Here is a 25,505-nt window from a genome sequence, read left to right on the forward strand (position 1 = left end):
GGGGTCACGCTGCGCCGCTACGGTCGCCACCATGGGAATCGCGATCCGGCGGTCGACCGTCGCCGACCTGCCCGCACTGTTCCCCCTCCTGCGGGGGTACAGCACCTTCTACCGCGCCTCGGCGCACGACGAGGACCTCCTGCGGATGGCCGAGGCCTTCTGCGGGGACTCCCCGGACGGCCTGCAGCTGCTCGCGCGCACCGACACCGGCACCGGCACCGAGACCGGCACCGGCACGCTCGTCGGGTACGCGACGGTCCTGTGGAGCTGGGACACCACGACGGGCAGCCGCCTCGGCGTCATGGAGGACCTGTTCGTCGCCGGGGCCGTCCGCGGGGAGGGCGTCGGTCGGGCGCTGCTCGAGGCGTGCGCCGCCATCGCGCGCGAGCGGGGTTGCGTGGCGCTGGCCTGGGAGACGGCTCCCGACAACCGGGTCGCCCAGCGGCTGTACGACGCGACCGGCGCGGAGCACTCGACCTGGCTCGGCTACCGGCTCCCCCTGGGCTGAGGCGCCGCTGGGGCCCGCGCGAGGCGGGCCCTGGCAGGCCCGGCTCGTCGCCCACGGCTCCTCGCTCGCTGCTCGCCGGTGGAGCTGAGGGGAGCCGTCGCGTGGGGGCGCTTCACGTCGAGGGGCTCCTCCCGAATCCCCGCGCGTCGTCCCGCAACACAGAAGAAGGACCGGACGAAAAGCGTGTCCGGTCCTTCTTCTGTGTTGTGGAGCTGAGGGGATTCGAACCCCTGACCCCTTCCATGCCATGGAAGTGCGCTACCAACTGCGCCACAGCCCCGAGTCGCCCCGAGTGGGTGTCCCCCGGAGGCGACTGCGGAAGTCTACCCACGGCCCGCGCGAGCATCCAAATCGGCTCAGGCGTGGGCGTTCCACGCTGCCAGCGACCACCCGGTGCGGGTCTGCGCGAGCTCGGCCCAGTGGCAGTTGCCCAGGGTGGCGAGGGCGTGCGTGGCCACGTGCTGGTCGATCCCGAGGACCTCTGCGACGGCCGCCCGGCTCGAGACGCCGTGCGCCACGACGACGACGCACTCCCCCTCGCCGAGCCCGTCGAGCACCTCGCGCAGGGCCGACCCCGCACGGTCCCCGACCTCGGCGAGCGTCTCGCCGTCGACCCCGCGGCGCACGTCCTCGAGGTCCATCTGCTCGAGCAGCTCGGCATACTCCGCCCGCACCTGGGTGGTGTGCATGCCCTGCCACTGCCCGACGTGGATCTCGCGCCAGCGCGGGTCCAGGGCGACCTCGAGGCCGGCGGCCTCGGCGATGTGCCTCGCCGTGACCGTGGCGCGGTCCAGGTCCGACGCGACGACGCGCGTGGGCCGGTATGCCGCGAGGGCCGCACCGGCGGCACGTGCCTGCTCGATGCCGCGCTCGGACAGGGGTGTGTCGAGCTGCCCCTGCCACACGCCGCCGGCGTTGTGGTCGGTCTCGCCGTGGCGGACGACGACGACCCGGCGCCCGTTCGCCGGGCTCACGCGTCGCGGCGCTTCGGCACGCCGAGGTCCACCTCGGGGCAGTCCTTCCAGAGCCGCTCGAGCTCGTAGAACTCGCGCTCGTCGTCGTGCTGGACGTGCACGACGATGTCACCGAAGTCCAGGAGGACCCAGCGGCCGTCGCGCTCGCCCTCGCGGCGGATGGGCTTCGCGCCGGCCTCCCGCAGCTTGTCCTCGACCTCGTCGACGATCGAGCCGACCTGCCGCTCGCTGGACCCGGAGACGATGACGAAGACGTCGGTCAGCGCCAGCTGCTCGCTGACGTCGAGGCCGACGACGGTGGTGGCGAGCTTGTCGTCCGCGGCCAGGGCCGCGGTCTTGGCGAGCTCGAGGGATCGGTCGGTGGCGGGCACTGCTCTCCTACGTCCGTGCCGTGCCCGCGGGACGCGGGTTGGCGGCATACAAGCGGTATTTGTTGATGTACTGGACCACGCCGTCGGGCACGAGGTACCAGACGGGCTCGGACCGTTCGACGCGCGTACGGCAGTCGGTCGAGCTGATCGCCATCGCGGGCACCTCCTGCAGGGTCACCCGGTCACGCGGCAGCCCCGACTCCGACAGGACGTACCCGGGCCGGGTGACGCCGACGAAGTGCGCGAGCTCGAACAGCTCGTCGGCGTCCTTCCACGACAGGATCTGCGCCAGGGCGTCCGCGCCGGTGATGAAGAACAGCTCGGCCTCGGGTCGCTCGCCGTGCAGGTCGCGCAGGGTGTCGATGGTGTACGTCGGCCCGGGCCGGTCGATGTCGACCCGGCTCACGGTGAACCGCGGGTTCGAGGCCGTCGCGACGACGGTCATGAGGTAGCGGTGCTCGGCGACGCTGACCTTGCGGTCGTCCTTCTGCCAGGGCTGGCCGGTCGGCACGAACACGACCTCGTCGAGGCCGAAGCGGGACTGGACCTCGGACGCGGCCACGAGGTGCCCGTGGTGGATGGGGTCGAAGGTGCCACCCATCACACCGAGGCGCATGGTCAGTGCGAGCCGCCGCTGTGGTCGTGCGGCAGGTGCTGCCCGGAGAGCTTCTGGGCGGTGCCACGGAAGGACCACAGCACCCCGAGGAGCAGCATGAACCCGACGAACGCGATGGCGCCGAACACCTCGGGAGGCATGGGCAGCTCGCGGGTGTTCTCCTCGGCGGCCGTGAGGAGGTTCGAAAGAGACGACGTCATGGGCCCAGCCTACCGGTCGGCGGCGACTTCCCCCGCTCCGCACCCGTACCACACGACCCCGTCCACGGGGGTGGAGGTTGTCCACCGATTGTGTGCACAGGGATGTGCACAACCCGTCCGGTACGCACCGGTTCGTGTGGACAACGCTGTGGGCAACCGGTGGACGAGAAATCTTTTGCGAAAGCCCTTGCAGCACAAGGGATCGCGCCACTAGAAATCTCTCACGCGCTCCGGTCGGAGGGTCGGAACGGGGGAACCCGGGAGGATCCGCCGGCAGGAGCACAGGTCGGCCGGATAACGGTGGACCGCCCCGACCGGGTCCGCCCGGACGGGGTCCCAGCTCCTTCGGGTGCTGGGTCCGTGGGCGACGCCACGGAGGAACTCCGGACCCGCCGACCAGATCGCAACGCCCGACGTGGGCCGGTCCGCCGGCCGCGGCAGGCGCCACCGTCGCAGTGGACAGGACCCGCTCCGGCAGGTCGTGGGCGATCGACCGGTGCACAGCGCCCGACCGGTCCGCCGGTCGTGACGCCGCACCACGGAGGTCCCCCAGCGCCTCGGCGCGACGGGAGCCCCCGCCAGAAGGCCCCTCGAACTCATACTTCGAGGGGCCTTCGCCGTGTTGCCGCGGCATCCGCCCGGCTGCTGCAGCACCCCCGTACCCTGTGTGCCATGGCACCCGCCCTGAGCATCGTCGTCCCCGTGTACAACGAGGAGGACGTCCTGCCGCTGCTCGTGCAGCGCCTGCGGCCGGTGGCCGACGGCCTCGGCACGCCGTACGAGGTGCTCACCGTCGACGACGGCTCCACCGACCTGTCCCCCGCGGTGCTGCAGCGGTTCGCGCGCGACTGGCCACAGCTGCGGATCGTGCGGCTGCGCGCCAACGCCGGCCACCAGGCAGCCATCTCGGCCGGGCTGGCCAGCGCCCGGGGCGACTACGTCGTTACCCTCGACGCCGACCTGCAGGACCCGCCCGAGGTGATCTCGGAGATGCTCACCCTCGCGGTGTCCGAGGGCGTGGACGTCGTCTACGGCGTGCGCAGCGACCGCTCCACCGACTCGGCGTTCAAGCGGCTGAGCGCCCGCGCCTTCTACCGCCTGATCCGCACCCTGTCCGGCACCCACGCGCAGGTCGACGCGGGCGACTACCGCCTGATGTCACGTGCGACCGTGGACGCGGTCAACGCCCTGCCCGAGCACCACCGGGTGCTGCGGTTCGTCGTGCCGGCGCTGGGCTTCCCCTCGGCCTCCGTCACCTACCGCCGCGACGAGCGCGCTGCCGGCCGCTCGAAGTACCCGTTGTCGAAGATGGTGCGGCTCTCCCTCGACAGTGTCACCGGATTCTCGACCGCGCCCCTGCGGGCCGCCACCTGGTTGGGGCTGCTCGGCGGCCTCGGTGCGTTCGTCCTGCTGGCCTACGCCCTCGTGGCGATGGCGGTCGGTCAGACCGTCCCGGGCTGGACGTCGACCGTGGTCGCCGTGGCCGGGGTCGGCGCCGTGCAGCTGGTCTGCGTGGGGATCCTCGGCGAGTACGTCGGCCGGATGTACGCACAGCTGCAGGGACGCCCCGCGTACTACATCGCCCACGACTCCCTCACCGGCCCCGACCGGCGCCCCGCCCCCGCGCGCCCCGGCCAGGACGACCCGCTCGCCGGCGCCGACCATCTCGCCGGGTCCGATCCGCTCGCCGGGACCGACCCGCTCGGCGGGACCGACCCGCTCGGCGGGACCGACCCGCACGCCCCGCTCAGCCGCGTCGACGAGCCTCGACCATCAGGGTCACCCCGGGCATAGCCTTCACCGGCAGGTAGCGCTCGACCGCGACGACCGCGCGCAGCCCGGCGTTCACCACCGGGTGGATCTCCTCGAGGTCCGAGCCGCTGGAGGTCCGGCGGCGCAGGGCCACCACGGGTCGCAGCAGGACGTTCCACGACGTCATCGACGTCACCTCGAAGCCACCCCGCTCCAGCACGCCGCGCAGGGTGGTCCGGGTGTACCGCCGGACGTGGTCGACGGCGACGTCGTGCTCGGACCACAGGTTGGGGTCGGCCGGCACGGCGACGAGGAAGCGGCCGCCGGGTGCCAGCACCCGGTGCACCTCCTGCACCGCCGCGTCGTGGTCGAGGATGTGCTCGAGGACGTCGAAGGCGACGACGAGGTCGAGCGAGCCGTCGGCGACGGGCAGCGCCGTGGCGTCCGCCCGCAGCACCGCCAGGCCGCGCTCGGCCGCGACCTGCGCACCGTCGGCGCCGTACTCCAGTGCCGCGACCGACCAGCCTGCCGACCGCAGGACGCGGGTGTTGCCACCGCCCGCCGCACCGATGTCCAGCGCCCGGCCGGGGGTGACGCCGTCGATCATCCGGCCGAGCAGGTGCCGCCGCTCGCGGTACCACCAGTGGGTGTCCTCGAGCGCCGCGAGCTTGCGGACCTCAGTGCCTTCCATGGCGGGTCATCCTGCCATCGACGGCGCTCAGGCCCGCACCTGCCCGTCGCCCTCGACGATCCACTTGGTCGTCGTCAGCTCGGGGAGGGCCATCGGGCCCCGGGCGTGCAGCTTCTGGGTCGAGATGCCGATCTCGGCGCCGAACCCGAACTCTCCCCCGTCGGTGAACCGGGTCGAGGCGTTCACCATGACGGCCGCCGCGTCAACCTCGGCAGTGAACCGCCGGGCTGCCGCACGGTCCTCGGTCACGATGGCCTCGGTGTGGCCCGACCCGTGCGCCCGGATGTGCTCCATCGCGGCATCGAGGTCCGGCACGACGCGTACCGCCATCTCGAGCGCGAGGTACTCGGTGTCCCAGTCCGCCTCGGTGGCGTCGGTGTGCGGGACGCCGGCGGTGTCGGCTGCCGCGCCCGCCGCGTCGTCGGTGTGCAGCACCACGCCCGCGCCCGACAGCTCGGCGAGCACCTTGGGCAGGAAGTCTGCCGCCACGGCCTCGTGCACGAGCAGGGTCTCGGCCGCGTTGCAGACGCTGGGACGGTGGGTCTTGGCGTTGACGGTGATCGCGAGCGCCTTGTCGAGGTCGGCCGCCGCGTCGACGTAGACGTGGACGTTCCCGACACCGGTCTCGATGACCGGCACGGTCGACTCGGTGACGACGGTCTGGATCAGGCCGGCGCCGCCGCGCGGGATGATGAGGTCCACGAGGCCGCGGGCGGTGAGCAGGGCCCGGACGGCGTCACGGCCGCCCTCGAGCAGGGTCACGGCGTCGGCGGGCAGGCCCCGCGCCTCGAGGGCCCCGCGCATCACCGCCACGAGCGCCCGGTTCGTCGACTCGGCTGCCGAGCCGCCGCGCAGGATCACGGCGTTCCCGGACTTGAGCCCGAGGCCGGCGGCGTCGACGGTGACGTTGGGGCGCGCCTCGTAGACCATGCCGACGACACCCATCGGCACGCGGACCTGGCGGATCTGCAGCCCGTTCGCGAGGGTCGAGCCGCGCACGACCTCCCCCACGGGGTCCGGCAGCGCGGCAACGTCGCGCACCGCCCCGGCGACGCCGTGGACGCGCGCCTCGTCGAGCCCGAGCCGGTCGAGCAGGCCCTGCGCCATGCCCGCGTCCCGGCCGCGGGCGAGGTCCTCCGCGTTCGCTGCCACGACGTCGGCCGCGGCGGTCTCGAGCGCGTCGGCCATCGCGTGCAGCGCGGCGTCCTTGTCGGCACGGGAGAGGAGCGCGAGGCGCCGCGACGCCGCACGGGCGGCGCGCGCGGCCGTCGCCACCTGCTCGACGGCGGTGGGGTCGATCTCGGCCATGCCCCCAGCGTATGCCGCGTGCCGCGCGTCCGGCGTCCGCGTCCACCCGCGCGCCCGCGCACCGCTCTGCGCTGCCCCACCACCCGGGGCAACGCAGAGTCGGCGCCACACCCCTCCCGGCCGATGTCCCGACGTCCCGACGTCACCGCCAGCCGCGCACTCTGCGCTGCCCCACCACCCGGGGCAACGCAGAGTCGGCGCCGCACCCCTCCCGGCCGATGTCCCGACGTCCCGACGTCACCGTCAGCCGCGCACTGTGCGCTGCCCCACCACCCGGGGCAACGCAGAGTTCCCCCGTGCCGTGGAGCTCCCCGAGACCGACCCGGGCCCGCGACGGCTGGTTGAATGGCTCGGTGAGCATCCTGTCGATCCAGTCCTCGGTCGCCTACGGCCACGTCGGCAACTCCGCGGCCGTCTTCCCGCTCCAGCGGCTCGGCGTCGAGGTGTGGCCCGTGCACACCGTGCACTTCTCCAACCACACCGGCTACGGCGAGTGGCGTGGGCCGCTCCTGCCGGCCGACGACGTCCGCGCCGTGATCCGGGGTGTCGAGGAGCGCGGCGCGTTCCCGGCGGTGGACGCGGTGCTCTCGGGCTACCAGGGCGGCGAGGACATCGGGGACGTCATCCTCGAGGCGGTCGGCCGGGTCAAGGCGGCCAACCCGGACGCCATCTACGCGTGCGACCCCGTCATGGGCAACGCGAAGAGCGGCTGCTTCGTGCACCCGGCCATCCCGGTCCTGCTGCGCGAGAAGGTCGTCCCGCGGGCCGACCTCATCACGCCCAACCAGTTCGAGCTCGGCTTCCTCACCGGGACCGAGCCCAGGACGACCGAGGAGACCCTGGCCTCGGTCGACCTCGCCCGGGACATGGGGCCCTCGACAGTGCTCGTCACGAGCGTGGAGCGCCCGGACGCCCCGGCGGACACGATCGAGATGATGGCTGTCACCGAGGACGGCGCCTGGGTGGTCCAGACGCCCCGGCTGCCGATGAAGGCCAACGGTTCCGGCGACGTGACCGCGGCGCTGTTCACCGCCCACCTGCTCGAGACGGGGGACCCTGCCGTCGCGCTGGCCCGGACCGCGAGCAGCGTCTTCGACCTGCTCAGCACGACGCTGGAGTCCGGCGAGCGCGAGCTGCAGCTCGTGCAGTCCCAGGACGCGATCGCCAACCCGCGCCTGCAGTTCGAGGTCGCGCAGGTCCGCTGAGGGGACACGCGCGGTGACCGCTCGGAGCGCGCCCCGGACCGCAGCCACTGCGGTGGGCGCAGCCGTGGCCGCGGTTGTGCTGGCGGCCTGCTCCGGCGGCTCGCCGGCCCCGGACGCGACGAGCCGGCTCCAGCCCTTCGACTCCTACCGGGTGCAGGGACGGCAGGTGGTCGTGTCCTTCAGCGGCGTCCCGGACCGGGCGGGCCCGTGCGGCGCCGACTACCGCGCGCAGGCCAGCGAGACCGTCGACCGCGTGTACATCCGGGTCCGTGAGTACCCGCACGCCGCTCCGCCCGGCGAGGTCGCGTGCCCGGCCATGGCCCAGCTGCGCACGGCCTCCGTCACGCTCGAGGAGCCGCTCGGCAGCCGCGCGGTCGTCGACGGCGCGACCGGCGAGATCGTCCTGCAGCCGCGCGAGACGACGCCGCCCACCCGCTGACGGATCAGAGCACCACGAGGTCGTCGCGGTGGACGACCTCGCGCTCGTACCCCGGCCCGAGGTCCTTGGCGAGCGCGTGGGTGGAGCGGCCCAGCATCCCCGGCAGCTCGGCGGAGGTGTAGTTCACCAGCCCCCGCGCCACGGGCTCGCCCTCGAGCGTGCAGAGGTCCACCGGGTCACCGTCCACGAACGTGCCCTCGACGGCGGAGATGCCCGCCGGAAGCAGCGACCTGCGGTGCTCGGTGATCGCCCGGACCGCGCCGGCGTCGAGCAGCAGCCGTCCGCGGGGTGTCGTCGCGTGCGCGAGCCAGAGCCGGCGCGAGGTGTGCCGCGAGCCGCCGCCCGGGGCGAAGACGGTGCCGACGTCCTTCCCCTCGAGGGCGTGCGCGGCCTGGGCCGCGCTGGTCAGGACCGTCGTGATGCCGGCGGCGTTGGCGATGGTGGCGGCCTCGACCTTGGTGACCATCCCGCCGCTGCCGACGGACGAGCCGGTGCCGCCGATGGTGAGGTCCTCCAGCCCCCGGCCACCGACGACCGCAGGGACCCGCTGGGCGCCCGGGGAGCTCGGCGGCCCGTCGTAGAGCGCGTCGACGTCGGTGAGCAGCAGCAGCCCGTCGGCCTGCACGAGGTGGGCCACCAGGGCAGCCAGCCGGTCGTTGTCGCCGAACCGGATCTCCTGGGTGGCCACCGTGTCGTTCTCGTTGACGATGGGGACGATGCCGAGCTCGAGCAGCCGGTCGAGGGTGCGCTTGGCGTTGGTGAAGTGGGTGCGGCGGGTCACGTCGTCGACGGTGAGGAGCACCTGTCCCACGGTGAGCCCGTGGGCACCGAAGGCGCGCTGGTATGCCGCGACGAGGGCCCCCTGCCCCACGCTCGCCGCCGCCTGCTGTGTGGCGAGGTCCCGGGGGCGGCGGACCAGCCCGAGCGGCGCGATCCCGGCCGCGATCGCGCCGGAGGAGACGAGGACGACCTGCTGCCCGGCCAGGCGGCGGGCGGCGAGGATGTCGACGAGGGCGACGAGGCGCTCCTCGTCGAGGGAGCCGCCGGCAGGGTCGGTCAGCGAGGACGAGCCGATCTTGACCACGAGCCGGCGCGCCTGCGGCACGACGCGCCGGTGGTCGACCCGGCTCATTCCTCGTCGTCCTCGTCCCGGGCGGTCGCCCAGTGGCCGGCCCGGCGCTCGGCCGCGAGCTCGTCCCGCGCGGCGGACTTCGCCGCCTTGCGCGCGGCATACTGCTCGCGCTTGTCGCCGCGGGTGGGGCGCGCGGACTCCTCGAGGCGCAGGTCGGTGCCGCGGGCGCCGAGCAGCTCGGCACCGGCCGCCATGGTGGGCTCCCAGTCGAAGACGACGGCGTTGTCCGCCGGGCCGATGAGCACGGTCGCGCCGGCGACGGCGCCGGCCTTGAACAGCGCCTCCTCGACCCCGAGTCGGCCGAGCCGGTCGGCGAGGTACCCGACGGCCTCGTCGTTGCTGAAGTCGGTCTGGCGCACCCACCGGGTGGGGCGCTCGCCCTCGATCCGGAAGACCTCGCCGTCCGCGGTCTGCTCGCGCACGACGCGGAAGCCGCTGTCGTCGACCGCCTTCGGGCGCAGGACGATCCGCTGCGGCACGGCGGCCGCCTCCTCGATCTCCTTGCGGGCGGCGGCGACGTGGCGGGCCATGGCGAAGGTCAGCTCGCGCAGGCCGGTGTGCGCCACGGCGGACACGACGAACACCTCCAGGCCACGCGCCTCGAGGTCGGGGCGGACCAGCTCGGCCAGCTCCCGCGCGTCGGGGACGTCGGCCTTGTTGAGCACGACGATGCGCGTGCGCTCGGACAGCGGTCGCCCACCGAGGGTCTGGTCGGGCACGTACTGCGCGAGCTCCTCCTCGATCACGTCGAGGTCGGTCATCGGGTCGCGGCCGGGCTCGAGCGTGGCGCAGTCGATCACGTGGACGAGGACCGAGCACCGCTCCACGTGGCGCAGGAACTCCAGCCCGAGCCCCTTGCCCTGGCTCGCACCCGGGATGAGGCCGGGCACGTCGGCGACGGTGAAGCGCTGCTCCCCCGCCTGCACGACGCCGAGGTTGGGCACGAGGGTCGTGAACGGGTAGTCCGCGATCTTGGGCCGGGCGGCCGAGAGCACCGACACGAGCGAGGACTTGCCCGCGGACGGGAAGCCGATGAGGGCGACGTCGGCGAGCGACTTGAGCTCGAGCACGATGTCGAGGACCTCGCCCGGCTCCCCGAGGAGGGCGAAGCCGGGGGCCTTGCGCCGAGGCGACGCCAGCGCCTTGTTGCCCAGGCCGCCACGGCCGCCGCGGGCGACCACGAAGGACGCATCGGGGCCGACCAGGTCGGCGAGGACCTCGCCGGAGCCGTCCGTCACGACGGTGCCCTCCGGCACCGGCAGCACCAGGTCCCCGCCGTCGGCGCCGTTGCGCTCGTCACCGGCGCCGGGACGGCCGTTGTCGGCCTTGCGGTGGGGGTGGTGGTGGTAGTCGAGCAGCGTGGTCGCCTGCGGGTCCACCCGCAGCACCACGTCTCCCCCGCGGCCGCCGTTGCCGCCGTCGGGACCCCCGAGGGGCTTGAACTTCTCGCGCTTGACCGAGGCGACGCCGTGGCCACCGTCGCCCGCGGCGACGTGCAGCACGACGCGGTCGACGAACGTGGTCATGGGGCTCTTCTTCCTGGTCTGGTCGTGGCGTCCCCGAGTCTAGGAGGGGACGTGCGGAGGGGGCGGGCCCGTGTCGGGCCCGCCCCCTCCGGTGCGGTGCGCCGGGTGGTGGGCACCCGGCATACCGAGGTCAGCTGGCGTCCGCGGTCTCCACCGGGACGATGTTGACGACGCGGCGGCGACGCTTGGTGCCGAACTCCACGTTGCCCGCGACGAGCGCGAAGAGGGTGTCGTCACTGCCGCGGCCGACGCCGTCACCGGGGTGGAAGTGGGTGCCACGCTGGCGGACGATGATCTCGCCGGCGTTGACGAGCTGGCCGCCGAAGCGCTTGACGCCGAGTCGCTGTGCGTTCGAGTCGCGACCGTTGCGGGTCGAGGACGCACCCTTCTTGTGTGCCATGTCAGGTTCCTGCCTTCTGGAAGTCTGTGTCGGTCGCCGCGGCTCAGGCGTCGATCGCGGTGATCTTGACCTGGGTCAGGTGCTGACGGTGGCCCTGACGCTTCTTGTAGCCGGTCTTGTTCTTGTACTTCATGATCGTGATCTTGGGGCCCTTGGCGGGCTTGACCACCTCGGCCTTGACGGAGACCTTGGCGAGCTTGTCGGCGTCGCTGGTCACGGTCGAGCCGTCGACGACCAGGAGCGGGGTCAGGGCAATGCTGTCGCCGGGCTTGCCGGAGACCTTGTCGATGATGAGCACATCACCGACGGAGACCTTCTCCTGACGGCCACCTGCGCGAACGATCGCGTACACGGGTAACTCTCTTCCTACTTCGGGAGGCACGCGCTCTCTGTCTGGACCGGCCGGCAGCGACCCGCGTGCAGGAACCCCGAGGACGGGGCTCTGGTTGCGGACGCCGGACGGTGGGCGCACCGAGGCACAAGATTACCGGGTGGGCGGTCCCCCGACCAAACCGGCTGCCGGCCGGCATTCCCGAAGGACGACCTGCGGGTATGCCGCCGGGCTCAGGACGCGTCCGGCGCCGGCTCCGCGGGGGCCTCGTCGGCCGCCGAGGCGGCCGGGCGCGGCGGCCCGGCGGGGGCCACGACCCGACCGCGCTTGCGGCGGCGGGGCGCTGCGGTCGGCGCGGCCGCCGCTGCCGGGCGGGCCGGCTCGGGCTGGGCGGTCTCGGTCTCGACGTTCTCCCGCTGGGCGTTCTCCGGCTGGGCGGTCTCGTGGCGGGCGGTCTCCGGGGCAGCCGAGGCCCGCTCGACCGGCTCCTGGTCGGGGGTCTCGTGCACCTCGACCACGGGCTCGTCCTGCGCCGGCGCCTCGTCGGCCAGCTCGCCGGTCCCGAACGGGTGCGCCTCGGAGGACTTCAGCGCGGCGGCGTGCGCCGCGGCCGCGATCTGGGCAGGAGTCGGGCCGCCGTGGTGCGCAGGCTGCTGCTGCTCGGCGGGCGCGGCGTTCGAGCCCGAGCCGGAGCCGGAGCCGGAGCCGGAGCGTCCACGCCGGCCCCGGCTGCTGCCGTTCGTGGACGAGGAGCGCTCGGCACCGGAGCCGCGCGAACCGCCGGAACCGCCCTGGTCGCCGCCCGACGACTTCTCCACGGGGTGGTCGTGGACGATGATCCCGCGGCCCCCGCAGTGGTCACAGGTCTCGGAGAAGACCTCGATGAGGCCGGACCCGACCCGCTTGCGGGTCATCTGGACCAGGCCCAGCGAGGTGACCTCGGCGACCTGGTGCTTGGTGCGGTCGCGCCCGAGGCACTCCAGCAGGCGGCGCACGACGAGGTCGCGGTTGGACTCCAGCACCATGTCGATGAAGTCGATGACGATGATGCCGCCGATGTCGCGCAGCCGGAGCTGGCGGACGATCTCCTCGGCCGCCTCGATGTTGTTCTTGGTGACCGTCTCCTCGAGGTTGCCGCCCGAGCCGACGAACTTGCCGGTGTTGACGTCGACGACGGTCATGGCCTCGGTGCGGTCGATGACCAGCGAGCCGCCGGACGGCAGCCAGACCTTGCGGTCCATCGCCTTGGCGATCTGCTCGTCGACGCGGTACCGGGTGAACAGGTCCTCGGTGCCGGTCCACTTCTCCAGCCGCTCGGCGAGGTCGGGGGCGACGTCACCGATGTACTCGCTGACCTCCTCCCAGGCCCGGTCGCCGGCGACGACGAGCTTGCCGAAGTCCTCGTTGAAGACGTCGCGGATGACCCGCACGGTGAGGTCCGGCTCGCCGTGGACGAGCGCCGGGGCGCCGCCCTTGGCCTTGCCCTTGGAGTCGGCCTTGGCCTTGATCTTCTCCCAGGTCTTGGTGAGCCGCTCGACGTCCGCGCGCAGCTCCTCCTCGCTCGCACCCTCGGCCGCGGTCCGGACGATGACGCCGGCGCTGTCCGGGACGACCTCCTTGAGGATGCCCTTGAGGCGCGCGCGCTCGGTGTCGGGCAGCTTGCGGGAGATGCCGGTCATCGAGCCCTCGGGCACGTAGACGAGGTACCGCCCGGGCAGGCTGATCTGGCTCGTGAGGCGGGCGCCCTTGTGGCCGATCGGGTCCTTGGTGACCTGCACGAGGACCGTGTCGCCGGACTTGAGGGCGTTCTCGATGCGCTTGGGCTGGTTGTTCTCCAGGCCCGCGGCGTCCCAGTTGACCTCGCCGGCGTAGAGGACGGCGTTGCGGCCCTTGCCGATGTCGACGAACGCCGCCTCCATCGAGGGCAGGACGTTCTGCACCCGGCCGAGGTAGACGTTCCCGGCCATCGACGCGTTGGTCTCGCGGGAGACGTAGTGCTCGACGAGCACCTCGTCCTCCAGCACCCCGATCTGGGTCTTGCCGTCGCGCTCGCGCACGACCATGACCCGGTCGACGCTCTCGCGGCGGGCCAGGAACTCGGCCTCGGTGATGATCGTGCGACGGCGGCCGGCCTCGCGCCCCTCGCGGCGGCGCTGCTTCTTGGCCTCCAGGCGGGTCGAGCCCTTGACGCTCTGCGGCTCGTCGCGGCGCGGCTCGCGCACCTTGGTCACCGTGCCGGGCGGGTCCTCCCCGTCCGTGGCGGAGCCGCTGCGGCGACGGCGCCGGCGGCGGCGGCTGCTCGCGCTGCCCTCACCCTCGCCGGAGTCCTCGGCCGGCCCGTTGCCCTCGGCCTGCTCGGCGTCGTCGGAGCCACCCTCCTCGGCGCCCTGCGCCTCGTCGCGGGCGTCGGAGTCCGAACCCCGTCCGCGGCCGCGGCCCTTGCCGCCGCGGCGACGGCGCCGGCGCCCACCGGTGCCCTCGCCCGACTCCGCGGGCTCGGCGGACTCGCCGGTCTCGACCGGTGCCGCGGCCTCGACCGCCTCGTCGTCCGCGGGAGCGTGGTCGGCCTCGGCGGGAGCCGCAGCAGGCTGCGCCGCGGGCTCGACCTCCTGGGCAGGCGCCGTGGCGCGCTTGCGGGTGGCCCGCTTGCGTGCGGGCTTGACCGCCTCGGGGTCGGGCGCCTGGAACAGGACGCCGAAGCTCGGGACGGTCGCCGCCGACGTCGTGTCGGGCTGGGCAGCCCCCTCGGCCAGCCGCGCCTCCTCGGCACGGGCCGCCGCCAGGGCCTCCTCCTCGTCCTCCTGAGCGGTCGGGGCGACAGGTTCGGCGACGGGCTCGGCCACGGCCGCGGCCTTCTTCGCGCTCTTGCGCGGCGCTCGCTTGGCGGCCTTCGTGGCCGGCGCAGGGGCCTCGGTCGCCTCGGTCGCCTCGGTCGCCTCGGCGGCAGGCTCGGTCGGCTCGGCGGCGGGGGCCTTCGCCGCCTTCTTCGCGCTCTTGCGCGGCGCACGCTTGGCGGCCTTCTTCGCCGTCACCTCGCCAGCAGCCGCCTCGGCGGGAGCACCGGCGTCGGCACCCTCGGCGGACGCCGCGTCCCCTGCGGCGACCTCGGCCGGTGGTGCTGCCGGCGCGGGAGCGGCGGCCTTCTTCGTGGCCCGACGGGGGCGCCGGGCCGGGGCGGCCGGGGCCGCCTCGGCGGCGCCGGACGGCGCGCCCTCGGTGGTGGAGGTGGTGGTGGTCTGGTCGTCCGTGGAAGCCATGGGAGGCGTCCTTCCGTCACCCACGGGCCGTGGCCACACCCAGGGCCCGCGGGCGGACCCTGCGCACGGCCGCGTGGTGCGCGGTCATGCCTCGTGCCGGTGGCGGGTTTGCCCCGACACGGAAGTCGGTTTGGCTACGCCGTCTCCAGCTCGCGCAGGCCGCGCGGCACCGGGTCAGGCGCCGTCGCCGTCCAGGTCGGCAGCCAAGGGATCAGCCACCCTCGCGGTTGCGGTGCGCAGCGGGCCCTGCGCCAACCGGGTCACCAGGGGTGGTGCCGGTGGCGAAAGCTCTGTCACTGCGCGCAGCGCGGTCAGGACGTCGTCGGGGCGTACGGCTGGTGTGGTGTGCCGTACGACCACCCGCAGTATCGCACAGTCGGGACGCTCCGAAGTGGTTGCGCCCAGCGACACGACGGCAGAGCGCACGTCGAAGGTCTTCGGGCCCGTCTTGAACATCCGGGTGACCTCGACCCGCTCCTGCGCGAGGAAGGTGTCGGCCGCGCGCTGCAGCTCCTCCTTCGGCACGTCGCGGAACTCGAGCACCCAGTCGCTGGCCTGCAGCCGGTCCGCGAGCGCGCCCGGCGCGGCCTCGACCACCTCCAGCACGTCGAGCCCGTCGGGCAGCGCCTCGTCGAGCGCAGCCCGCAGCGACTCGGGGTCGACCCGCTCGGTCACCGAGATCTCGAAGTACTCCGCCTCGCTGGCCGTCCCGGTGGGCGCCGCGTTCGCGTAGCTGATCTTCGGGTGCGGGTGGAACCCCGCGGAGAACGCCATCGGCACGCCCGCCCGCCGCAGGGCCCGCTCCAGGGCGCGCTGGAAGTCGCGCGTCGAGGAGAACCGCAGCCGCCCCCGCTTGGCGTACCGCACGCGCAGCTTCTGGACCGCCGGGACGGGGGGTGGTCCCTCGGGGACGCGCTGCCGTGCCATGGCGGACAAGCCTAGGAGGTGCCGGCCCGGGCGCGCGCCCGGGGCGCACCGTGGCGACGGGACGCGCTGGGCCATGAGCGTTGTGCTGCGAATTTCGTGGCGATTCGCGCAATGGAGCGGCGGGATCGATGGCGAGACGACCCTTTCGCCGCCGACATCGTCACACTAGCCTGCGGCCATGGCGACCCTGGACCGCACCCGACTGGCCGCGCTGCTCGAGGCCGAGCAGGCGGCATACACCGACTCCCACCCGCGCAGCCGGGCACTGTTCGCGCAGGCGGACAACCTCTTCGGCCGCGTGCCGATGACGTGGATGAACATGTGGTCCGGTGGGTTCCCGCTCTACCTCGACCGGGCCGCCGGCAACCGGGTGACGGACGTCGACGGGCACACCTACGTCGACTTCGCGCTCGGCGACACCGGCGCGATGGCGGGGCACTCCCCCGCGGCGACGGTCGCCGCGGTGCAGCGCCGGATGGGCGAGCTCGGCGGGATCACGACGATGCTGCCGACGGCGGAGGCCCAGGACGTGGGCGCCGAGCTCACCCGCCGGTTCGGTATGCCGTCGTGGAGCTTCACCCTGTCGGCCACCGACGCCAACCGCTGGGCCATCCGCCTGGCCCGGCTGGCCACCGGCCGGCCCAAGGTGCTCGTCTTCGCGTACTGCTACCACGGGTCGGTGGACGAGGCGTTCGCCCTGCCGGGGCCCGAGGGCAAGGCGCAGAGCCGTCCGGGCAACGTCGCCCCGCCCGTGCCGCTCGACCTCACCACCCGGGCCGCGACGTGGAACGACCTCGAGTCGGTCGAGCGCGAGCTGGCGCACGGGGACGTCGCGGCGATCCTCACCGAGCCCGCCCTGACCAACATCGGGATCGTGCTCCCGGAGCCGGGGTTCCTGGAGGGCCTGCGCGAGCTCGCCACGAGGTACGGCTCACTGCTCATGATCGACGAGACCCACACCTTCTCCGCGGGCTGGGGCGGCGCGACCCGGGAGTGGGGCCTGCAGCCGGACATCTTCGTCATCGGCAAGTCCATCGGCGGCGGCATCCCCTGCGGCGCCTATGGCATCAGCGCCGACGTGGCGGCGGCGGTGACCCGCCACACGGAGGCCGGGGACGCGGACATCGTCGACGTCGGCGGCGTCGGCGGCACGCTGGCCGGCAACGCCCTGTCGATCGCCGCGATGCGGGCCACCCTCGGCGAGGTGCTCACCGAGGACGCCTTCGCGCACATGACCGGGCTCGCCACGGCGTTCACGGCCGGGGTGCAGCAGACCCTCGACGACCTCGACGTGCCGTGGAGCATCAGCCAGCTCGGCGCCCGGGCGGAGTACCGCTTCGCCCGCCCCGCGCCCCGGACCGGCGAGGAGTCTGCCGCCGCCGCGGACGACGGGCTCGACGCGTACCTGCACCTCGCGATGTGCAACCGCGGGATCCTCATGACGCCCTTCCACAACATGGCCCTGATGTGCCCGGAGACGAGCCGGGAGGACGTCGACCGGCACACCGAGGTCTTCCGCGAGGTGGTGGGCGCGCTCTACGGCTGAGGCGCCCCAGCGCCCACCGGGGGCCGCCGCCGCCCTGGTCGGGCACGGCGGCATACCGCTCGGCGCACCGCCCGGATTGTCCGGTGACCCGGCGGGGGCTCCGGCGTACGGTCGAGAGCTGGACCACTTCAGGGTGAAGCGGCCCCCAGCGAGATCGGAGGGTTGAGGTGTTCATCCAGATCGTCCAGGGCAGGTGCCGGGACACCGACGGGGTGCACCGGCTCCTCGACGAGTGGCGCGACACCATGGGAGGTACCGCACCGGGCTGGCTCGGCGGCACCTACGGCATCACCGACGACGGGCAGTTCGTGGGCGTCGTGCGGTTCGAGAGCCGCGAGGCCGCGGCCCGCAACTCCGCGCGCCCCGAGCAGGGCGAGTGGTGGAGCCGGATGGAGGAGTGCTTCGACGGCGACGTCTCGTTCCACGACTGCGACGACGCCATGGTGTTCCTCGACGGTGGCTCCGACGACGCCGGGTTCGTCCAGGTCGTCCAGGGTCGGCTGCGCGACCCCGAGCGCTTCCGCCACTTCATGGCCGAGCCGATGGACATGCTGCACGAGCAGCGGCCGGAGATCATCGGCGGCACGATCGCGATCGAGCCCGACGGCTGGTTCACCGAGACGGTGTCGTTCCGCAGCGAGGACGAGGCGCGCACGGGCGAGGCCCGCGACATGCCCGAGCCGATGCGGGCCCAGTGGGCCGAGCAGATGGACGCCATGAGCGACGTCCGCTACCTCGACCTGCACCACCCGTGGTTCGCCAGCGCACCGGTGCGTATGCCGTCCAGCGGCCAGTAGGCCTCCGGACCTCTGACGCCGCCCGGCAGCCGAGCGGCGTCAGAGGTCGACGCGCATGAGGTCGTCGGCCGGCCGGAAGCCGAGCGAGGCGTACAGCGGGACGGACATCTCGCTGGGGTTGAGGACGACCCGCACCAGGCCCTGGTCGCGGCACCAGTCCAGGGCACTGGTCATGAGCAGCCGCCCCACGCCGCGGCTGCGGTGGGCCGGGTCGACCCACACGTTCGCGACGTAGGCCCAGCGCCCCGCGTCCCGGCCCGGCCGCGGCATGCGCTCGAACACCATGAGGTTGGCCATGCCGACCGCCGGTTCCGCGGGCTCCGCACCGACGTCCCGGCCGCCCGCGAGGGCGACCCAGGCCCGGCGGTGCGCCGACTCGCGCGCCCACCAGTCGCGCAGCTCCTGCTCGAACCGCGGGTCGGGCGCGCCGCCCTGCGCGACCGTCCAGTCCGTGCGCATCCGCGCGATGTCGCCCAGGTGTGCCTCCCGCACCTCCACACACGCGTATGCCGCCCGCTCGACCATGGCTCGGGAGCCTAGGCGAGCGGGCGGCACACCCGTGTCGAGCTGTGGCGTTACTGCGCGGCGACCGCGTCCAGCCAGGACTGCCCGTTCGGCACGCCGACGCCGGTGACGTCGTCGTAGCCGGGGCGGACGTGGATCGTCAGCTGCTCGTCGGCGTCGAAGTACCGAGCGGTGTACGCGTAGCCGTTGCCCGCGTCGACACCGTTCACGTAGTCGGACCGGACGTCACCGGGGTAGGTGTCACGGTCGTTCTTGGTGATGTCGATGCTGGCGGCCCGGGTGCCGTAGAGCACCGGGTTGGCGAGGCCGAACTCGTGACCGGCCTTCTGCTCGGCGAGGGCGAACATGCCCGCGTAGAGCGGCGAGGCGAGCGAGGTGCCGCCGATGCGGTACTCGTCGTACACCTGCGAGCCGTCGGGAGCGGTCTGCGTCTCGCCGACGAGCATGCCGGTGTTGGGGTCACCGAGGGCTGACACGTCCGGGACGGCGCGCATCGCGGCGCCGCCGTACGTCTGCGAGATCGAGCCCGGCACGACACCGGTCTGGTACGACGGCTGGGCGAAGAGGCGGGACGTGCCGCCGCCGGAGCCGTACAGCCAGGTCGAGGGCTTCCACGTCGTGGTCGCCTTGTCGAGGGAGCTGCGACGGGTCTCCCACCCGAGCTCGAAGACCCGGCCGTTGGACGAGCTGACGCCGGCGCTGGTGCCGCCGACCGCGGTCACGTACGGGCTCGAGGCCGGCCAGTCCGGGGTCGGGGTGGCGCCGGCGACCGCGTTCGTCTCGTCGGCGTTGTCGCCAGAGGAGAAGAACAGCGAGATGCCCTCGGCCGCGGCCTGGACCTGGGTGTCCAGCGACGGCTTGATCGTGCCGGCCGGGAGGGCCTCGCCGCCGTAGCCGTAGGAGTTGCTGACGATGTCGGCGAGGTGCTTGTCCACGACGCGGTTCATGATCGCGTCCATGTCGCGGAAGTTGTTCGGGGCACCGATGTACGTGATGTCGGCGCCGGGCGCCATGGTGTGGACCGCCTCGACGTCGAGGGTCTCCTCACCGGCCCACCCCTGCGGGTCCTGGCGCGGGTTCTCCGGCCGGTTGTAGGTGCCGGGCGCGACGACCTGGGAGAACTGCCCCGGCTTGAGCGTCGGCAGCCCGTGGCGGGAGAAGTATCTGTTGGCGTCCTGCTCGATCGTCGGTGAGGCGTACGCGTCGATGATGCCGACCGTGACGCCCTTGCCGTCGTTGCCGGACGCGATGGCGACGCCCATGCCGTAGAGGCCCTGGAGCTGGGCGCCGCTGTAGCCGCACGGGGCGTAGGCGCTCGGCGAGGGGGGCAGCGGGGTCCCGTCGGGCGTCGGCGTGTTCTGCACCGTCTTCTGGCCCCAGTAGGCCGAGCACGGCTGGGCGTTGCGGAACAGCGCCGGCCCGGGTGCCGCCTTGTCCGCTCGCACGAGGGTCTGCGACTCGTCGAGCCCGACGACGCCCTCCACGGCCGGCAGCGAGTCCGGCACCTGCAGGGGCGTGTTGTTGGAGCGGACCTGCCTGCCCTCGGTGCGGTACTCGGCGAAGGACGTGCCGAAGGCCGAGGCCGCCTGGGCGAGGGTGCCGGTGGCCTCGACGTACTTGCGGTTCGCCGGCGTGGAGCCGAGCGCGAACCCCTGGCCCTTGAGCCACGAGGACACCGCCGCGACGTCGGAGGACGCCGGGGAGAACCGGGCGCGGAACTGCGCCGGGGTGAGGAAGTGCCCGTAGTCGGCGTTGCCCGGGGTGGAGACGGCCCGCGCGTAGGCCGCGGCCGCGTCACCTCCGCGGTAGTCCAGGTAGACGCGGAAGGTGACCTGCTGGGTGGACGGCGCGGCGCCCACCTCGTTCGTGGACACCGCCCAGGACGGGACGCTGCCATCCAGGGCGTGACGCCCACCGGGTGCGGCGATGGCGGTTCCGGCTGCGGCGACCGTGACCAGGGCAGCGGCCCCGACGGCGGCACAGGCGGTTCTCGACAGTCGTGACATGAGACCTCCGGGAGATGTGGGCCCCGCGGCGCGGAGGTGACCGGTCGGGGGCAGTGTCCCCATCCGACACGACAGTTGACCTGCGCAACCATGACGGATGTCACGGCCGACGGGTGCAGTCCGGAGCCGGTGGTGGCCACATGAATGTGCCGCCCGCGCCCTCGGCTGGACCGAGGCGCGGGCGGCACGTTTCCCGAAGGCTCTCCGCACGAGCGTCCGGGGGTTCCGGTGAGGTGAAGGGGTCCGCACCGGAGCGGTCAGGAGGAGACGACCGCCTTCGTCAATTGGACACCGCCGCGCCACCCCACCCCCATGACATGTGTCATCCCCACCATGTGAGTTCCCTGAGAGTCGTCTCAGCCCGGTCTCAAGAGCGCGCCCGGGCCGGCCCGGAGCCACCCTCCGATCGTGCAGCGGGACGGGCGCCGGGCAGCCGTTGCTTCGGTGTGCACCCTTTCGCACCAAAGATCCTGCGCATTTCGGCGGTCACGCCCGGACGACCCCGTCCCTACCGTGGGACCACGGCACACGCCGACCCTGCGCCCGACTTCCCCTCGTCCTCCTGGCCGAGCGACGAGCGATACCTCCGCACCGCCGACGCGCTGCCCCTCCCGGTCCGCCCGGGTCGGGAGCACCACCTTGGAGGAGACGGCATGTTGCGTAGGCTCTTCGCCGCCGGTGACAGCGGCCACCGACGACCCATTCGTCCGCCCAGGCTTCGCGCCTCACTCGCCGCCGGCGCTCTCGCCGCCAGCGCACTCGTCGTTGCCGGCTCCCTTCCGGCCAGCGCCTCGGTCAGCAGCGGCTTCGAGCTCGACGGGGACGTACTCGACAACGGTGCTGCGCTGCCTTCGGCGCCCGACTGGGGGCCGGCGGCTTCGGGCAACACCTCGAACAGCATCTTCACAAACGTCTCGGGGCTGGGCGTCAAGCGCGCCTCGCTGCCGACGGGCTTCTTCGACGCCGGCTTCGCCCGGGACTTCATTCCTGGCAGCACCGCCGACCCGACGACCTTCACGACCGGCGCCAAGGACCTCGATGACATCGCCGCAGGCTGGCGGTGTGTCGGTGCCAACAACGTGACGAACAAGGGTGACATCCAGAACGGTTACACAGCCGTCTACTCGGACACCTCGTTCAGCCCGCCCCATCTGATCCTGTACTTCGGCATGGAGAAGAACACCCCCAATGGCGACAACAACATGGGCATCTGGTTCCTCCAGGACGCCAATGTGGCCTGTCAGGGCGGCGGGGGCGGCAACGGCAACGCGTTCAGCGGACACCACGTCGACGGCGACATCCTGCTGGTGGCTGCGTTCCTCAACGGCGGCAGCAACCCCCAGATCAGCGCCTACAAGTGGGTCGGCGGCGCGGGCGGTGCACTGAACACCACCGCGGTCGTGACCGGCACCTCGTGCGGAGGTTCGGCCACCATCTGCGCAACCACGAACTCAGCGACGGTGACCACGCCGTGGCAGACGGTCAACAACAAGACCCAGGGCACCAGCCTCGGCGCCGATCAGTTCTACGAGGGCGGCGTCGACCTGACGGCGAACGGTCTCGACCGTGACTCCGCGGGCAACCCGATCTGCGTCAACCGATTCGTGTTCAACACCCGCTCGAGCCAGTCGCTCACCGCGTCGTTGTACGACTACGCCGAGGGCAACGTGACGACGTGTGGGACGTCGTCGATCGCGACGAGCCTGCGGCAGCAGCTCGGCGACACCCAGACCCCGTCGACAGACACGAACCTTGAGCCACCCAACAACACGGTGACCCTTCCCGCGAAGGTGTACGACACCTCAACCATCACGAGCACTCTCGGCACGCCTGCCGGCACCGTGACGTACTCGCTGTGGACCGACAACACCTGCAAGACCGCGTCGACAGACCCGACCTTCACCCGAGGCGGGAACACCGCAACGGTCACCGTCGCTGGTGACGGGTCGGTGCCACCGTCGCCCAGCCTGGTGTTCTCGGCAGCCGACAACTACTGGTGGCAGGCTCAGTTCGTGCCCGGCGCGGGAAGCCGCCTGACCGGATCCACGAGTGCGTGCGCGAGTGAGCCGCTGGTCGTGCAGAAGCCGTCGCCGGACCTCTCGACCCAGGCGAGCGCTAGCGTCGTCCTCGGCAACTCGATCTCCGACGTCGCGAGGATCACGGGCGGGTACTTCCCGTCCGGCGGCATCGCCCCCGGAACCGTGACGTTCAAGCTCTACGGCCCGTTCGCTGCCGACGCGACGATCACGTCGACCTCCTGTGTCGACGCGGGCACGGGTGCCAACCTCATCACGGCCGCGGGCAGTACCACGAACGCCACGCGGGTGACGGACACGACGGCCAGCGCAACGTCGGCCTCGTACACGCCGACGTCGCCGGGCAAGTACGCCTGGGTCGGCAGCTACTCGGGCAACGCGCAGAACAACGCGGCGTCCGGAGCCTGCGGCGACGCGAACGAGTCCGTCATCGTGACCAAGGCTCCGGCCTCGCTCACCACGGCACAGTCGTGGCGCCCGCAGGACTCGGTCACCGTCACCGCGAGCGTCGGCGGCACGCCGACCGGCGATGTGACCTTCTCGCTGTTCGCCAACAGCACGTGCACCGGCACCGCCGCGTACTCGGAGACCGTGACGCTCAGCGGCGCAGGCACCGCGGTCACCGCCAATGCCAAGTTCAGCGTCACCGCGGCCAGCGCCGGTACGTACTACTGGCTCGTCAGCTACGCGGGCGACGCCAACCACCTCGGCATCAGCGGCACCTGTGGTGACGAGAACTCGACACTGGCCATCGACAACGGGGGCACGGTTACCAGCCCGTGAACCGCATGACCCAGTCGCGTTGAACGGCTGACGCGGTGCCGCCGGGGACTCCCCGGCGGCACCGCCACGTGTGTGGCCGTCCGGCGCCCGACCGCGTCGTCAGTGGGTGTGCGACGGCTGGCTGCTCGCGAGCATCGCCTCGCGGCCCGAGCCCAGCACGGTGAGCGGCAGCAGGGTCTTGCCGGTGGGCCCGACCTCGATCTCGGTGCCCATCTGCGGGCAGACGCCGCAGTCGAAGCACGGGGTCCAGCGGCAGTCGTCGACCTCGGTCTCGTCGAGGGCGTCCTGCCAGTCGGCCCAGAGCCACTCCTTGTCGAGCCCGGAGTCGATGTGGTCCCAGGGCAGGACCTCGGTCTCGCCGCGCTCGCGCGTGGTGTACCAGTCGACGTCGAGGTCCCACGGCAGGCCGGCGAAGGCGGTCTGCGCCGCCGTCATCCAGCGCTCGTAGGAGAAGTGCTCGCTCCAGCCGTCGAACCGGCCGCCGTCGCGCCAGACCTGCTCGATCACCCGGCCGACGCGGCGGTCACCACGGGACAGCAGTCCCTCGACGATGCCGGGCTTGCCGTCGTGGTAGCGGAAGCCGATCGAGCTGCCGTACCGCTTGTCGGACCGGATGGCGTCGCGCAGCTTCTCGAGCCGGGCGTCGGTCTCCGCGGCGCCGAGCTGGCCGCACCACTGGAACGGAGTGTGCGGCTTGGGCACGAAGCCGCCGATGGACACCGTGCAGCGGATGTCCCGCCGGCCGCTCACCCGCCGGCCGGTCTCGATGACCCGCTTGGCGAGCTCGGCGATCTGGAGCACGTCCTCGTCGGTCTCCGTGGGCAGGCCGCACATGAAGTAGAGCTTCACCTGCCGCCACCCGGCGCCGTACGCAGCGGCGACGGTGTTGATGAGGTCGTCCTCGGTCACCATCTTGTTGATGACCTTGCGGATCCGCTCGCTGCCACCCTCGGGGGCGAACGTCAGGCCCGAGCGCCGCCCGTTGCGGGTGAGCTCGTTGGCGAGGTCGATGTTGAACGCGTCGACCCGGGTCGAGGGCAGCGACAGGCCGGTCTGGGTCCCGTCGTACCGGTCGGCGAGGCCCTTGGTGATGTCGGCGATCTCCGAGTGGTCGGCCGAGCTCAGCGACAGCAGCCCGACCTCCTCGAACCCGGTCGCCGCCAGCCCGCGCTCGACCATCTCGCCGATGCCGGTGATGCTCCGCTCCCGCACGGGGCGCGTGATCATGCCGGCCTGGCAGAAGCGGCAGCCGCGGGTGCAGCCGCGGAAGATCTCGACCGACATCCGCTCGTGGACCGACTCCGCGAGCGGGACCAGGGGCTGCTTCGGGTACGGCCACGCGTCGAGGTCCATGACCGTGTGCTTCGACACCCGCCACGGCACGCCGGTCACGTCGGACCGCGGGGCGACCCGCTGGATGCGCCCGTCCGGCAGGTACGAGACGTCGTAGAGCGAGGGCACGTAGACGCCGCCCGTGCGGGCCAGGCGCAGCAGCAGCTCGCGCCGGCCGCCCGGCATGCCCTGCGCCTTCCAGTCGCCGATGATGTCGGTGACGGCGAGCACGGCCTCCTCCCCGTCACCGACGATGGCGGCGTCGAGGAAGTCGGCGATGGGCTCGGGGTTGAACGCCGCGTGCCCACCCGCGATGACGAGCGGGTCCTCGTCCGTGCGGTCCTGGGCGTGCAGGGGTATGCCCGCGAGGTCGAGCGCGGTGAGCATGTTGGTGTAGCCGAGCTCGGTGGAGAACGACAGGCCGAGCACGTCGAAGTCGCGCACCGACCGGTGCCCGTCGACGGTGAACTGCGGGACGTCGTGCTCGCGCATGAGGCGCTCGAGGTCGGGCCACACGGCATACGTGCGCTCGGCGAGGGCGTCGGGCCGCTCGTTGAGCACTTCGTACAGGATCATGACGCCCTGGTTGGGCACCCCGACCTCGTAGGCGTCGGGGTACATGAGCGCCCAGCGGGTCGTGAGCTCCTCGCCGCCGGGGCCGTGACCACCGACGTTCCAGTCCTTGACCGTCGAGTTGAGCTCGCCGCCGACGTACTGGATGGGCTTGCTGACCTGCTCGAGCAGCGGCTCGAGACGGGGGAAGACGGAGGCACCGGGGGTCGAAGTCATGGTCCGACAAGGGTAACCGGGGGTGGCGCCCACCCCGAAACGCCGCATCCGGGC

The 25,505-nt window shown here is 72.8% G+C and carries 22 protein-coding genes and 1 tRNA gene; 7 read left to right on the forward strand and 16 right to left on the reverse strand.

Going from position 1 to position 25,505, the window contains the following annotated elements; all coding sequences use genetic code 11:
• Nucleotides 1-31: 31 nt before the first annotated feature.
• Nucleotides 32-508 carry a GNAT family N-acetyltransferase gene (locus tag RKE38_RS12165; protein ID WP_316007755.1) on the forward strand — a complete coding sequence of 159 codons (477 nt, stop codon included), beginning with the start codon at nt 32-34 and terminating at the stop codon, nt 506-508.
• 207 nt (nt 509-715) lie between these two features.
• Here the strand turns inward: RKE38_RS12165 and RKE38_RS12170 are convergent.
• The 5 genes from RKE38_RS12170 to RKE38_RS12190 form a co-directional block, all read right to left on the reverse strand.
• Nucleotides 716-788, reverse strand: a tRNA-Ala gene (locus RKE38_RS12170).
• Between the two features lie 76 nt (nt 789-864).
• Complete coding sequence (locus tag RKE38_RS12175; RefSeq protein ID WP_316007756.1) at nt 865-1,482, reverse strand: histidine phosphatase family protein; 618 nt, start codon at nt 1,480-1,482, stop codon at nt 865-867.
• Nucleotides 1,479-1,853 (reverse strand): ribosome silencing factor, encoded by a 375-nt coding sequence (gene rsfS, locus RKE38_RS12180; RefSeq protein WP_316007757.1) that lies wholly within the window; start codon nt 1,851-1,853, stop codon nt 1,479-1,481. The genes RKE38_RS12175 and rsfS overlap by 4 nt, the downstream gene beginning before the upstream one ends.
• A gap of 7 nt (nt 1,854-1,860) precedes the next feature.
• Nucleotides 1,861-2,469 (reverse strand): nicotinate-nucleotide adenylyltransferase, encoded by a 609-nt coding sequence (gene nadD / locus RKE38_RS12185; protein WP_310155676.1) that lies wholly within the window; start codon nt 2,467-2,469, stop codon nt 1,861-1,863.
• 2 nt (nt 2,470-2,471) lie between these two features.
• A complete protein-coding gene (locus RKE38_RS12190) occupies nt 2,472-2,669 on the reverse strand; it encodes a hypothetical protein (RefSeq protein ID WP_316007758.1) in 198 nt (65 codons plus the stop codon).
• 672 nt (nt 2,670-3,341) lie between these two features.
• Here RKE38_RS12190 and RKE38_RS12195 point away from each other — a divergent pair.
• Nucleotides 3,342-4,463 (forward strand): glycosyltransferase family 2 protein, encoded by a 1,122-nt coding sequence (locus tag RKE38_RS12195; protein WP_316007759.1) that lies wholly within the window; start codon nt 3,342-3,344, stop codon nt 4,461-4,463.
• Here RKE38_RS12195 and RKE38_RS12200 read toward each other — a convergent pair.
• Together RKE38_RS12200 and RKE38_RS12205 are read right to left on the reverse strand one after the other, a co-directional pair.
• Nucleotides 4,417-5,112 carry a class I SAM-dependent methyltransferase gene (locus tag RKE38_RS12200; RefSeq protein WP_316007760.1) on the reverse strand — a complete coding sequence of 232 codons (696 nt, stop codon included), beginning with the start codon at nt 5,110-5,112 and terminating at the stop codon, nt 4,417-4,419. The genes RKE38_RS12195 and RKE38_RS12200 overlap by 47 nt on opposite strands.
• A 27-nt stretch (nt 5,113-5,139) precedes the next feature.
• Nucleotides 5,140-6,420 carry a glutamate-5-semialdehyde dehydrogenase gene (locus tag RKE38_RS12205; RefSeq protein ID WP_316007761.1) on the reverse strand — a complete coding sequence of 427 codons (1,281 nt, stop codon included), beginning with the start codon at nt 6,418-6,420 and terminating at the stop codon, nt 5,140-5,142.
• Nucleotides 6,421-6,773: 353 nt separating this feature from the next.
• Here RKE38_RS12205 and pdxY point away from each other — a divergent pair, with 353 nt between their 5' ends.
• Together pdxY and RKE38_RS12215 are read left to right on the forward strand one after the other, a co-directional pair.
• On the forward strand, nt 6,774-7,625 hold the full coding sequence (gene pdxY, locus RKE38_RS12210; RefSeq protein WP_316007762.1) for a pyridoxal kinase PdxY: 852 nt from the start codon (nt 6,774-6,776) through the stop codon (nt 7,623-7,625).
• A gap of 64 nt (nt 7,626-7,689) precedes the next feature.
• Nucleotides 7,690-8,064 carry a hypothetical protein gene (locus tag RKE38_RS12215; RefSeq protein WP_316007763.1) on the forward strand — a complete coding sequence of 125 codons (375 nt, stop codon included), beginning with the start codon at nt 7,690-7,692 and terminating at the stop codon, nt 8,062-8,064.
• Between the two features lie 4 nt (nt 8,065-8,068).
• On the opposite strand, the gene proB is transcribed toward RKE38_RS12215, so the two are convergent.
• The 6 genes from proB to RKE38_RS12245 all read right to left on the reverse strand — a co-directional run bounded on the left by proB (nt 8,069) and on the right by RKE38_RS12245 (nt 15,637).
• Nucleotides 8,069-9,196, reverse strand: coding sequence for a glutamate 5-kinase (gene proB, locus RKE38_RS12220; RefSeq protein WP_316007764.1), 1,128 nt, complete (start codon nt 9,194-9,196; stop codon nt 8,069-8,071).
• Nucleotides 9,193-10,722 (reverse strand): GTPase ObgE, encoded by a 1,530-nt coding sequence (gene obgE / locus RKE38_RS12225; RefSeq protein ID WP_316007765.1) that lies wholly within the window; start codon nt 10,720-10,722, stop codon nt 9,193-9,195. Before obgE ends, proB begins: the two co-directional genes overlap by 4 nt.
• 130 nt (nt 10,723-10,852) lie before the next feature.
• Nucleotides 10,853-11,122 carry a 50S ribosomal protein L27 gene (gene rpmA, locus RKE38_RS12230; RefSeq protein WP_310155650.1) on the reverse strand — a complete coding sequence of 90 codons (270 nt, stop codon included), beginning with the start codon at nt 11,120-11,122 and terminating at the stop codon, nt 10,853-10,855.
• Between the two features lie 43 nt (nt 11,123-11,165).
• The gene (gene rplU / locus RKE38_RS12235; RefSeq protein WP_316007766.1) at nt 11,166-11,474 is read right to left on the reverse strand and encodes a 50S ribosomal protein L21; all 309 of its coding nucleotides are present in this window, start codon (nt 11,472-11,474) and stop codon (nt 11,166-11,168) included.
• Between the two features lie 212 nt (nt 11,475-11,686).
• Entirely contained in the window at nt 11,687-14,710 is a 3,024-nt protein-coding gene (locus RKE38_RS12240) for an Rne/Rng family ribonuclease (protein ID WP_316007767.1), read from the reverse strand.
• A 174-nt stretch (nt 14,711-14,884) separates the two neighbouring features.
• Nucleotides 14,885-15,637 carry a TIGR03936 family radical SAM-associated protein gene (locus tag RKE38_RS12245; RefSeq protein ID WP_316007768.1) on the reverse strand — a complete coding sequence of 251 codons (753 nt, stop codon included), beginning with the start codon at nt 15,635-15,637 and terminating at the stop codon, nt 14,885-14,887.
• Between the two features lie 178 nt (nt 15,638-15,815).
• Between RKE38_RS12245 and RKE38_RS12250 the strand changes: the two genes are divergently transcribed.
• A complete protein-coding gene (locus RKE38_RS12250) occupies nt 15,816-17,183 on the forward strand; it encodes a transaminase (RefSeq protein WP_316007769.1) in 1,368 nt (455 codons plus the stop codon).
• A gap of 167 nt (nt 17,184-17,350) precedes the next feature.
• Entirely contained in the window at nt 17,351-17,980 is a 630-nt protein-coding gene (locus tag RKE38_RS12255) for a hypothetical protein (RefSeq protein WP_316007770.1), read from the forward strand.
• 39 nt (nt 17,981-18,019) lie between these two features.
• Here the strand turns inward: RKE38_RS12255 and RKE38_RS12260 are convergent, their stop codons facing one another.
• Both RKE38_RS12260 and RKE38_RS12265 read right to left on the reverse strand, forming a co-directional pair.
• Nucleotides 18,020-18,505: a GNAT family N-acetyltransferase gene (locus RKE38_RS12260; protein ID WP_316007771.1), complete on the reverse strand. Its 486-nt coding sequence runs from the start codon at nt 18,503-18,505 to the stop codon at nt 18,020-18,022.
• 50 nt (nt 18,506-18,555) lie between these two features.
• Nucleotides 18,556-20,379, reverse strand: a complete 1,824-nt coding sequence (locus RKE38_RS12265; protein ID WP_316007772.1) for a S53 family peptidase — start codon at nt 20,377-20,379, stop codon at nt 18,556-18,558.
• 785 nt (nt 20,380-21,164) lie between these two features.
• Here RKE38_RS12265 and RKE38_RS12270 point away from each other — a divergent pair.
• Entirely contained in the window at nt 21,165-23,330 is a 2,166-nt protein-coding gene (locus RKE38_RS12270; protein ID WP_316007773.1) for an Ig-like domain-containing protein, read from the forward strand.
• Between the two features lie 99 nt (nt 23,331-23,429).
• Here the strand turns inward: RKE38_RS12270 and RKE38_RS12275 are convergent, their stop codons facing one another.
• On the reverse strand, nt 23,430-25,451 hold the full coding sequence (locus RKE38_RS12275; RefSeq protein WP_316007774.1) for a TIGR03960 family B12-binding radical SAM protein: 2,022 nt from the start codon (nt 25,449-25,451) through the stop codon (nt 23,430-23,432).
• Between the last annotated feature and the right edge of the window lie 54 nt (nt 25,452-25,505).

Source organism: Phycicoccus sp. M110.8 (assembly GCF_032464895.1).
In the GTDB taxonomy this organism is placed as follows: Bacteria; Actinomycetota; Actinomycetes; order Actinomycetales; family Dermatophilaceae; genus Pedococcus.